Annotated in this window: 21 protein-coding genes; 8 read left to right on the top strand and 13 right to left on the bottom strand. The window is 33.5% G+C overall.

The window, feature by feature from the left end:
- Window positions 1–4 precede the first annotated feature (4 nt).
- Window positions 5–175: a hypothetical protein gene (locus tag AC6EJB_RS03495; protein WP_498492331.1), complete on the top strand. Its 171-nt coding sequence runs from the start codon at window positions 5–7 to the stop codon at window positions 173–175.
- Here the strand turns inward: AC6EJB_RS03495 and AC6EJB_RS03500 are convergent.
- The 3 genes from AC6EJB_RS03500 to AC6EJB_RS03510 form a co-directional block, all read right to left on the bottom strand.
- On the bottom strand, window positions 172–327 hold the full coding sequence (locus tag AC6EJB_RS03500) for a hypothetical protein (protein ID WP_498492332.1): 156 nt from the start codon (window positions 325–327) through the stop codon (window positions 172–174). The two genes, AC6EJB_RS03495 and AC6EJB_RS03500, sit on opposite strands and share 4 nt — an antisense overlap.
- A gap of 1 nt (window position 328) precedes the next feature.
- Window positions 329–505 carry a hypothetical protein gene (locus AC6EJB_RS03505; RefSeq protein WP_498492333.1) on the bottom strand — a complete coding sequence of 59 codons (177 nt, stop codon included), beginning with the start codon at window positions 503–505 and terminating at the stop codon, window positions 329–331.
- 341 nt (window positions 506–846) lie between these two features.
- The gene (locus AC6EJB_RS03510) at window positions 847–1,008 is read right to left on the bottom strand and encodes a hypothetical protein (protein WP_498492334.1); all 162 of its coding nucleotides are present in this window, start codon (window positions 1,006–1,008) and stop codon (window positions 847–849) included.
- A 284-nt stretch (window positions 1,009–1,292) separates the two neighbouring features.
- On the opposite strand from AC6EJB_RS03510, the gene AC6EJB_RS03515 reads away from it, so the two are divergent.
- From AC6EJB_RS03515 to AC6EJB_RS03525, 3 genes are all read left to right on the top strand, one after another.
- A complete protein-coding gene (locus AC6EJB_RS03515) occupies window positions 1,293–1,472 on the top strand; it encodes a hypothetical protein (protein WP_498492335.1) in 180 nt (59 codons plus the stop codon).
- A 456-nt stretch (window positions 1,473–1,928) separates the two neighbouring features.
- Window positions 1,929–2,132 carry a hypothetical protein gene (locus AC6EJB_RS03520; protein ID WP_498492336.1) on the top strand — a complete coding sequence of 68 codons (204 nt, stop codon included), beginning with the start codon at window positions 1,929–1,931 and terminating at the stop codon, window positions 2,130–2,132.
- Between the two features lie 184 nt (window positions 2,133–2,316).
- The gene (locus tag AC6EJB_RS03525; protein ID WP_498492337.1) at window positions 2,317–2,514 is read left to right on the top strand and encodes a hypothetical protein; all 198 of its coding nucleotides are present in this window, start codon (window positions 2,317–2,319) and stop codon (window positions 2,512–2,514) included.
- Between the two features lie 406 nt (window positions 2,515–2,920).
- Here the strand turns inward: AC6EJB_RS03525 and AC6EJB_RS03530 are convergent, their stop codons facing one another.
- From AC6EJB_RS03530 to AC6EJB_RS03550, 5 genes are all read right to left on the bottom strand, one after another.
- Window positions 2,921–3,088: a hypothetical protein gene (locus AC6EJB_RS03530; RefSeq protein ID WP_498492338.1), complete on the bottom strand. Its 168-nt coding sequence runs from the start codon at window positions 3,086–3,088 to the stop codon at window positions 2,921–2,923.
- Window positions 3,089–3,679: 591 nt separating this feature from the next.
- Window positions 3,680–3,808, bottom strand: a complete 129-nt coding sequence (locus tag AC6EJB_RS03535) for a hypothetical protein (RefSeq protein WP_498492339.1) — start codon at window positions 3,806–3,808, stop codon at window positions 3,680–3,682.
- Between the two features lie 3 nt (window positions 3,809–3,811).
- Complete coding sequence (locus AC6EJB_RS03540; protein WP_498492340.1) at window positions 3,812–4,051, bottom strand: hypothetical protein; 240 nt, start codon at window positions 4,049–4,051, stop codon at window positions 3,812–3,814.
- 85 nt (window positions 4,052–4,136) lie between these two features.
- Complete coding sequence (locus AC6EJB_RS03545) at window positions 4,137–4,331, bottom strand: hypothetical protein (protein WP_498492341.1); 195 nt, start codon at window positions 4,329–4,331, stop codon at window positions 4,137–4,139.
- Between the two features lie 139 nt (window positions 4,332–4,470).
- On the bottom strand, window positions 4,471–4,677 hold the full coding sequence (locus AC6EJB_RS03550; RefSeq protein WP_498492959.1) for a GIY-YIG nuclease family protein: 207 nt from the start codon (window positions 4,675–4,677) through the stop codon (window positions 4,471–4,473).
- A gap of 114 nt (window positions 4,678–4,791) precedes the next feature.
- On the opposite strand from AC6EJB_RS03550, the gene AC6EJB_RS03555 reads away from it, so the two are divergent.
- Both AC6EJB_RS03555 and AC6EJB_RS03560 read left to right on the top strand, forming a co-directional pair.
- Window positions 4,792–5,040, top strand: coding sequence for a hypothetical protein (locus AC6EJB_RS03555; RefSeq protein ID WP_498492342.1), 249 nt, complete (start codon window positions 4,792–4,794; stop codon window positions 5,038–5,040).
- A 206-nt stretch (window positions 5,041–5,246) separates the two neighbouring features.
- A complete protein-coding gene (locus tag AC6EJB_RS03560) occupies window positions 5,247–5,846 on the top strand; it encodes a PCC domain-containing protein (RefSeq protein WP_498492343.1) in 600 nt (199 codons plus the stop codon).
- Window positions 5,847–5,850: 4 nt separating this feature from the next.
- Here the strand turns inward: AC6EJB_RS03560 and AC6EJB_RS03565 are convergent, their stop codons facing one another.
- From AC6EJB_RS03565 to AC6EJB_RS03575, 3 genes are all read right to left on the bottom strand, one after another.
- Entirely contained in the window at window positions 5,851–5,982 is a 132-nt protein-coding gene (locus tag AC6EJB_RS03565) for a hypothetical protein (RefSeq protein ID WP_498492344.1), read from the bottom strand.
- A 47-nt stretch (window positions 5,983–6,029) separates the two neighbouring features.
- Complete coding sequence (def, locus tag AC6EJB_RS03570) at window positions 6,030–6,563, bottom strand: peptide deformylase (RefSeq protein ID WP_498492345.1); 534 nt, start codon at window positions 6,561–6,563, stop codon at window positions 6,030–6,032.
- Between the two features lie 199 nt (window positions 6,564–6,762).
- The gene (locus tag AC6EJB_RS03575) at window positions 6,763–6,933 is read right to left on the bottom strand and encodes a hypothetical protein (protein ID WP_498492346.1); all 171 of its coding nucleotides are present in this window, start codon (window positions 6,931–6,933) and stop codon (window positions 6,763–6,765) included.
- A gap of 304 nt (window positions 6,934–7,237) precedes the next feature.
- Between AC6EJB_RS03575 and AC6EJB_RS03580 the strand changes: the two genes are divergently transcribed.
- Window positions 7,238–7,456 (top strand): hypothetical protein, encoded by a 219-nt coding sequence (locus AC6EJB_RS03580; protein ID WP_498492347.1) that lies wholly within the window; start codon window positions 7,238–7,240, stop codon window positions 7,454–7,456.
- 118 nt (window positions 7,457–7,574) lie between these two features.
- On the opposite strand, the gene AC6EJB_RS03585 is transcribed toward AC6EJB_RS03580, so the two are convergent.
- Together AC6EJB_RS03585 and AC6EJB_RS03590 are read right to left on the bottom strand one after the other, a co-directional pair.
- Window positions 7,575–7,781: a hypothetical protein gene (locus tag AC6EJB_RS03585; RefSeq protein ID WP_498492348.1), complete on the bottom strand. Its 207-nt coding sequence runs from the start codon at window positions 7,779–7,781 to the stop codon at window positions 7,575–7,577.
- Between the two features lie 985 nt (window positions 7,782–8,766).
- Window positions 8,767–8,919 carry a hypothetical protein gene (locus AC6EJB_RS03590; protein ID WP_498492349.1) on the bottom strand — a complete coding sequence of 51 codons (153 nt, stop codon included), beginning with the start codon at window positions 8,917–8,919 and terminating at the stop codon, window positions 8,767–8,769.
- 220 nt (window positions 8,920–9,139) lie between these two features.
- On the opposite strand from AC6EJB_RS03590, the gene AC6EJB_RS03595 reads away from it, so the two are divergent.
- A complete protein-coding gene (locus tag AC6EJB_RS03595) occupies window positions 9,140–9,304 on the top strand; it encodes a hypothetical protein (protein WP_498492350.1) in 165 nt (54 codons plus the stop codon).
- Window positions 9,305–9,414: the final 110 nt, after the last annotated feature.

A 9,414-nucleotide genomic window follows, 5' to 3' on the forward strand; every position in this document is an offset into this window, starting at 1 on the left:
CAAAATGCCAAGTCCGTTCAATCCCTATCAGCATCGGGTGACTGAAAGAGACTATCTAGCTGATACCTTTTGCGAATCAAAGCAAATCATTCAACTTGCAGGATTAGCTGCCGATTCTCAATACAACTCAAGAGGAAAGAGAACTTTTCATTTGAGTGTGTTGATTATTAATTAAGCACTTTTGTTTTTAGCCGAAACCTTTCGGGCTTCAGTTCGTGCAAGAGTAGCCTCAACTTGAGAAAGTACTTTATCTAGTTCATCAGTTTTTTTTAATGATTTTTCAGCCATTACTCTAAGTTTTTTAAGTTCTTCAGAAGCTGATTTCATATCATCTTTTTGCAATAATTTTTGATGTTAAAGGGGTGTCAATAAATAAATAAGTAAAAGTTAATGTAAAAAAGGCTAGCAATGCACTTAAAAATAAAAACAGTATGAATAAACCTGTACTTGATTCAATATGTAAAAAATCAGCAGCCTTTATTAGTTCGTTGCCAGTAAAACCCATTACAAAATAATCTAACTTCTTCTAAGAATAATCATTTTAAAAATATACGAAGTAATTAAAAGTTGATCAGTCAGACTAAAAATACATATTTCAATGTGACTTATAATCCAATTCGAACTTTCAAATGCTAATTGAATAAAAAGTCAAGTTATTTATATTCAAAAAAAAGTTCTCTCTATGGGCTAGAGAGAACTAAAAATGCTTTATAAATTAACTATAGATAAAATCAGTTTAAGTGTAAAATTTTAATTACAATGGAAAGATCAAAATATACATAATAAATAAATTTTAAATACTTTACTATGTAAGCATTTAAAAATCAGTTGATTGATATTTTTAGATTAATCATCTTTCTTGGACTGGCTTTCCCCAATCGCTGGGGCATTTACACCATCAAAATTAGGACCAACTATTAATCCTACAATAGCAAAAAGAGCTATAGAAAGAACACCTGCTAAAACTGCTGTTGGAGCAGGTGTGCCAACTAATGAAGCAATAATCATAAGTCAATAAAATAATTAGGAAGAAGCTAATTTAGCAAAAGCTTTTTAGTGCTAGAAACAAGAGATATGTAATTGATATGTATTTAAATGATTTTAAAAATGTAACGAATAATAGATTGAGGACTCTTTTTTTGTATAGATAAATCTTTTAGAAGTCAATTTAGATCAATTTCATAGGAGCTATTCTTCAAGAGCGGAAATAATGAATATAAATACTTACGAGTAAGCCGATCTATTATTTTTTATTTAATTAATTTACCTTTGTCCGACTTTTTCATTTATTGATGAGTCAAATTCAAACATTACAAGAAAGCTTATCCGTTTTTTATTTGCTTCTATTATGTTTTAGTCTTTTGCTTCCTTTTTTATATTTTGAATTAGTTTCTAAATTACTAAAGAAAGACGATAACGATGGCGATGATAGAGGTAGTAGAATCAATGTCTTACTTATTAGGCTTAAATAAACTAAGTAAAATAATTCTTATCTTTATTACTAAATTCCAAGAACAATAGGTATATTTACTGTAATTATTTTTGCTCTTTGGCTGATAAATTGATACCAAATAATATGTTTTAAAACACAAATATTAATTAAGTAAAGGTTAAATCAAAAGATGGAGGTTTACAAGATAAGATTTCGATTCATTTAATCTGAATTAATGAAATCAGATTAAGATAGATATTTTTATTGCTTGGAAAGTTGTCACCACCATGAACAAATTGAGACTCCAAAAAGAATTTGTTAATAAGCGTTAACAGATGATCCTTTTGACAATCCAAAAGTAAGTATTGTTCAGCCTTAATTTTATCAAACAAAATATATTGCTTTTGATTTTAAAACTGTAATTGAAGATTTTTGTGGAACAGGAAAACTCTCAGAGGAAGAAGTTGATTTCTTAGAGATAGAACATATCAAAACAATGAGTACAATTAGTGAAATATTATCTCCATCAATTGCTCATTGGAATATTTGCGAAGCTTGTAATCTTGAAAAAGGAAGTTACTGGATTACTTTTAGTGCCTCAATTCTTGATAGGCTTCGGCCAGTTAGGACGGGAAAGCCAAGAGCTTACAAATTATTTGATGCTCTTTGCCAATACAAGCTTTATAGACCAGATATATAATTCAATTTAGTAAATATACTGTTCATGGTTGAAAAAGATTTCTAATTAACATATACCTAGCTAGTACATACTGGATGAAAGAGATAATCTAAAGAAAAAATTATCACTTACATTTTTGATGAAAATATGAACTATTCAAATTTCTAAACGGATGTAGTTTATAAAAACTACAAGTTTGATAATTATGCTTTCAAGAGAAAATGCTCATGAAGCAATAGTAATTATGTTCGAGCAAGCAGTAAAGCGTATGGAAGAACTAAATGAACCTGGCAGAAGGTGCCTTTATGAAGAATATAGAGAATGGATAGAAGGTCTTGGCGATAAAGGGAAAGGACAAGATGCCATGATCTTTAAATATATGGGCAATCCCCAGATCAACTAAACATTTATTTCACCCAAGCAATTTGAATTAAGGAATGAATCCTATAAATTCTTTCTGAAAATGGTTGCTAAATATCTTAATGCCTTATATAGAAGGAAAAAGGAAGCAAAAAGTAAGGGATAAAGAATGAATGATCCTTGGAAATAGATTAGAAGGCTGAAAGATATGTATGACTAAGATCAATTGTTTAGAAGATTGAGGACTTAACTTCAGAAAGTAAATAGGTTTTTAAATGACCAGCCTCAATTCCTAGGCAAAGAACCTAGCTTGGTTTACTGTTTATATTAGAAGATGACATTCTCTTAAGCTTTTTAATCATTCCTGATATTTTGAAGATTCCTAAGGGAACTAACACAAAAATCGAAAATACTACTGCCAATTTATAGTCATCCATGGTGAAGAAATTCTAGTTAGCCATCATAAAAAATATAAAAGCACCACCAATTATTATTTTTGCGGCGATACCGAAAGCAATTATTTTCCCAAATCTAATTTTTGATTTAAGTTTTGTGGTATTATTTTTAGCTGGATTAGTGGAATTTATTATAGAAGTTCTTCCAAAAAGTGTTTGCATGATTATCGATCAAAATTATCTAAACAAACTAACAACTTTGTAACTTGGTTGAGATAAAGGTGACTAGCATCGAACTTCTTTTCTCTAATTTTGTAAAATAAGGTGGTATTGTTTTGTATTATTTTTATTTGAACAGGTCTCTCTTTTTACAAGTAAAGTAATTCATCAACCCTTTCCGATTGTTTTTACTATATTTAAGTATCAAAAATTCTTCTAGACTTTATTCAAATGTCATTGATATTGTTTTACTGCTTATCAATTTCACTTCTATTTGTAATAGTTTTTACTTTTATATCAACTTTTATCGCAAAAAGTAAACCTAAATTTGTTCATCAAATTCAAGTAGAAATAGTTAAAAATCATTTAGAACAAATATACAATCTAAATACTTTTAAAGACTCAGTACATCAATAATTAAATTTCACTATAAACAATCAAAATGTATGCTCAAGATAACTTAAATATTGTTTATTTGTCCGTTAGATAATAAGAAAAAAAATAATTAGCAGTCATTGAATTTCTTTGAGGAGTAAAAAAATATTGATGATATTTACGCTGTAATTGCATGTGATTTGATGCTGTTGACATTTTCTAATCCTTCTTCCCGTACTTTATCATTGCAACAGGAAGTCCAACAGTAAAGGCAACTCCGATAACAAGAATCAAAATCCCTAATGGAGAAAAGATTTCAACACCAAGTCCATTTTGAGCAACAAGCATTATTTAGAGACTCCTGCAGTAATTAGAAACATTACCCTCTTCATTACGAATAAACTTTTTTTGAATCTTTTCGCTAGCAAGGAATCCCTTATTTGAGTCTTTAAGCGAATAATATTCAGCACATAAAAGTTTTGCTTTATTTACTTTGAATTGAGGAATTAATCCGACAATAATCGCAACCAAAGCTGCAGTTGAAGTTATGACGCAATACCTAATTATTTGAGGACCTTTATGTGGTGACATAAAAAAAGTGGCTAACAGATACCAAAATAAATCGACTTCAACCCAGAATTTATAATGTGTTAATAGATAATAATGAAATTTGTATTTAACTCCTTTGTAAAATAGGAATCATTTTCCCCCCACCAAAATCATCATCATCATTATCATTTAAAAATCTCATTCCAAAATCCCAACCTAGATAGCCTAAGAATGTGAAAAATAAGGTTTTCATAAGTATTCCATGAGAAATATATGTCGCGATTCCAATAATTATTCCAAAACAGATTATTAATATTTCCAAGGGTTTTATTGAAAATTCGATGCTAACAAAGCGATTTTGTTTTTGATGTCTCTTATTTTTATATAAGTATTGATATTAAAGACATAAAAATAGTTCATTTAATCCTGGCTTTACCATTATTTGTCAGGCGGTGGTCTGGTTAATGATTTGCGTTGCTTTTCATTAATTGGTGGACTTCTTCAACCTGTGCTGGTGTTAGTCGAAAGTATTCCGTTTGAGGTATTCGTGTATCTGTGAACTTGGTATGGAGTTCTTTTTCTAGTTCTTTGAAATTGGAACATCTGACGACATCTAAACCTTCGCTTGGCTTGAGTTGTTTTAAACGCATTAATAGATTTTGAGTGATATCGAATCAACAAAGCTAATACAGAAGTTCCTAGTGCAGCAGATAGAGCAAACCCACTGCTTTTGCTTGCCGCTTGGGAGCAATACGAACACTACAAGGTCTAAGAAAAGGGGGATGAAAAAGCTCTTTTCGTTTGTTCTTGGTCTTCTATTATTTTTCAGTCCTTTAGCTGTACAAGCAGAAGAGGTTGAGATAATGCCCCAAGAAGAAAATGCTGAAGCACCTGCACTTGAACCAATGACTGAAGCTGAAATAAATGCTCTCTTGGGTGAAGATCCTTATCTTGGCGAAACTGATTGGCGTGGCAACAAGGTTTCAACTAAAAGGGATTACAGCAAGAAAAAGGGAAACAGACCCTTTTAAGCCATAAAACACCTGCAAACAGTAGTTGGACTTAAGCCATAAAAATCAGCGTTAATTTGTTTACAGCTAGAAGCTGAGTTGATCTAGATCAGCTAGAAAGGTTTTATATAACTCTTATCGCTTCAATTATATTTTTACAAAAAACTCCATAAATTCAAAAAAGTTCTAAATAAGAAGATAATATTTTTTGGGATTATGCTAGAAATTTGATTTATCCAAAAACATTACAACTTGAATCTGGAAGTGATCTTCTTAATAGTCTTCAAGCTCTGGCAATAAAAGAGAATAAATTTGGATATGTTTTGAGTGTAGTAGGTAATTTATCTATAGCTAAATTTCAATGTCCGGGGAAAGGACAAGCTACTACAGTTAAAAATCATCTAGAAATAATAGCCTTAAATGGAACAATCTCTCCGAACAAATGTCATCTTCATATAAGTCTTTCAGATGCAGAATGCAAGGTATGGGCCGGTCACCTAGAGGAAGGAACGATAATATTTAAAGGCGCTGACTTATTAGTAGGATTTCTTGATGAGACTATAAATAAAAAAGACGTCAATACTAATCAACAAACAGTTGAAATATTTATACTTCCAGATTGTCCATGGTCCTCGAGAGCTGTTCGGATGCTGAGAACATTACAAATACCACATAAAATAAAAGTGGTCGAAAATGATGATGATTTTAATTCCCTTCATAAAAGAAGTAATTATTCTAGCTTCCCTCAAATTTTTATAGACGAAGAATTTATCGGTGGCTACTCAGAATTAGCTGAACTTCACGCTTCTGGCAAATTAAGCCAATAGCAAGTTATTGAACTCCACCTCCTGACAGTCTTAGGAGTAACTCCATAGGTCTTTTTAATCTTGTCCAGGTCCATCCATAACTTCTATATATGTTCATTCTTGCTTTCTCGCTATCTAACGCTCTGACAAACAGCATGAGAGAAACAATAAGAACTGCACAAACCGAAGGTAAAAATATGAGGCTTAAGGAATACGTCCATGAGCCTGAAGCTCATCCGTAAATCCAAAAGCAAGTGGACTAGTTAGACTGTCAGGGAAAAGCACACCATTCAAGTGGTCATTTTCATGCTGAACGACTCGTGCATGGAAATCTTGTAACTCTTCTGTATGGAAAGCCCCTTCTCGGTCTTGCCATTTCAGGTGAATACGTTGCCATCGCTCCACTTCACCGCGCAAGCCAGGCACGCTAAGACAACCCTCCCAACCAGCTATCAACTCATCACCAATTGATTTGATTACGGGATTTATCAGTGCACGTTCAGGCAAAGGATCAGCATCGGGGTATCGAGGGTTATGCCCCATACCGATCACGAAAACCCTCCAAGGTTCATCGATCTGTGGTGCCGCTAGCCCTGCTCCAGAGAAAGCTAACTTTGTTTCGAAGAGATCATCTATTAGCTGCTGTAGACGTTTACTGCCAAACCAGTCATCAGGGACTTCTGTAGCGCGTGCACGCAATGCTGGATGGCCAATTCGAAGAATATTTCTAGTCCCCATGCACCAATCATGCCGCAATTAATAGCCTACATCGGCCCAACGCAGATAAATGACATTGTTTTTATGCTTCGATGTCAAATAAAAAAACTTACGACTTCGATGTGTTTAGTATCTGCCTCTATCTAAGCAAGATTTAGAAAATCCTGGAAAACACTTACGTCCTTTTCTTATCAAACGAGGCAACAGGAATGATCTCTAATCAGGCTGCTTTGAGAAAATCTTTTTCATCTTGCCAGCTTTGCTCAACAATTCTGACCATTAATTCTCTACTACCATTACTAGAAAGTTTTTTGGAATATTTTCGGGCTCTTACTTTTGAGGCACCTCTAAAAAGCCCTTCCATTGCCAGTTCTATTTCTTTTTCTGTCATGGATATTTTGTGAGGGCACCAAACTTAACCGGAGGGATTCAGAAGCACAATGCGTCTTTAAACCTAAACAAACGAATAGGTAGAAACACCACATATGGTGGTCATATGTTTCTATTTGTGAGCACTTATGCTATATATTTGCCAGCCCTGTTGAGTTTTCAAGGAGCTTGAGTTTACTAAGCGCTTAAGTTTTCTTGAGAATCAACCTTCATTTTTTGGAGTCGGACACCCGCAAAAAGGTGATACGTTAGCCCTTTTTGCAGACAGGTGAGATCGAGTGGGATGTTGATCTCTTATTTCTTACATGACTCGTTTTAAACAAAACAAGTTCTACAAAAGTTCAAAAATAAATGGCAATTATATTGCCGTACCTTTTAACTCAGATAAAACAACATCTCAAATCGATCAAGGCCTAGATCAACTTACGAAAGGCAAAGAAGCCCTTCGTTGGGAAAGGATTGGTTTACTTGAAGATCGTTTTGTTCAAGCGGTTGCGAAAAAGAAGGGAATACCACTCGCGTAAATTTTGTATCAATTAAATAACGAAAAATATTAGAAATAACAACAGAAAAGCAAATAGCTGCATCTACCGTTAAAACTAGTATCTAATAAAGTTCAAATAAAAAAAGTTCTACTGACAATTAGGCTCTCGGATGTAAATCTGGGTACCTTGTCGTTTCATCTTTAACTCTGTTTGGATTTTCACGATCAGAATTTCTTGCTGCGTTAAAAATTATTAGGAATGGAATAGCTATTGCAAAGAAATAAAAATGCAATAAAAGAAGGTCCCAAGGAACTCCTGAACTTCCATAGTCGGGAAAAAACAAGGCAGTCAATAACAGCATCATACGAAAGGACACCTTATTTTTATAGACTAAAAGGATTCTGAACAATTCGTGGGATATTTTGCTTTAACTGGAAGAATGGCTTAGATGTATGGCTGGAAAAATATTAAATAACAGATATTGAAATTACCGCTGGAGTTGAAAAAAAAAAAATCGCCTGAATTTATGGAGTGAGTCCAACTACTGCCAGGCGTTGGTCTATTGATTAGTAACGAGCGTAAAGATCAAACAGAATCCCACCAATAAACTCGCCTAGTCCGAACCATGATTTCTTCCTTGGTTGTGCTGGTGTAGACGTGGTCATTACATACATTGGCGAAGTCTATTAACAAGGATTGTTGAAAAGCCAATGAAAAACCCAGCGGTTTTAGCCAAGCCTGCAATAATTGTTGCTTCGTTAATTCCGTACATAAGATTTAAGCGTTAGCTTTGCTTAGTCGTAGTTTTAAATAAAAATTGTTTAGTGGCTCTTTTATGGAAAGTATTTTTCCGTAGAACTCTTCGCAATGTTGGATTAACGGCTTGAAAGGATTCATGTCCATTTTTTTAGTTCTAAACGATTAATGAAAAAGAAAACCCAACGTTGGAGGGTTAACTAATGGTTTTGATTACAAAAAAAGTGCAGACCTAATGAACTTTTAATGAGTTAGCGAAGAGGGGACTGGGATTTCGACGACCGTCCCCCGATCTAGCTTGATGATGCTTCCGTATCACGCCATCAATATGTAACTAATTTAGAAAGGATTTATTGAGTCCTGATGTTCGGTTTAGGTAGGGCTATCCAATCTTTTCTTGTTTTCTAACTTGATTTCGCCTATATATTTAATTGAGGCCAAACCTCATCAAGACATAATTGACTTTATATAGTACGAGTCGATTAATAACCCCTTTAGTTATTGGAATTTCTAGAGGGGTTTCTTGTTTTAACCTGTTTTTACTTGATCCATAAAAATGGGGGCCAATGCCCCCAAGTAAATCGACTGTCAACCTAGTAAGTGTTTAAGTCGAATTTTGATTCAGTAGCCTTAACTGGAATTTGATTATTCGCTAAAGAATCATCTCCTGAGGAGGCTTTAAAAATAACTCCAGCCCCACCTATCAATAAAACTGCGAATATGATTGCGTGATATGCAGTAAACATTTTCTAAAAACCTATACTTTAAAAAATCTAATCAGTTGAGATATAGCAGTGATGTAGTATAAAGCGAATGTTTCTGGGGTGTTTCTGCTACTACTGCTAGGCGGTGGTCAATGGCTTAAATGGTCACTTTTATTACCGAATGAACAATATGAGTAATTTTATTCATTTACTAATGATTATCTTTTTTACCAAAGTAACTGGTTAAATCCCTACTTCGACTATGGATTCTTTTAAAAAAGATACTCATAGGTATGCTTTCGGGCTTGTAAAAGCAGCAAGAGAAATGGCTGTAGATATAGCCGAAAAGCTCCCACATCTAGCGGAAATAAGAAGTAATTATCAAGCCGAAGCCTTAAAGATAAGAATCAATAAAAAATTTAATTAAACAGCTACGGACTCTTCACAAGGATCATGTGAAGGTAGTTCCTTGAATGGTATTAATTTAAAATCACCTCTCCTAATACCACTACAGATTAATCCATCTGGATGTTCGCT

This window comes from Prochlorococcus sp. G4PB17 (assembly GCF_059772445.1).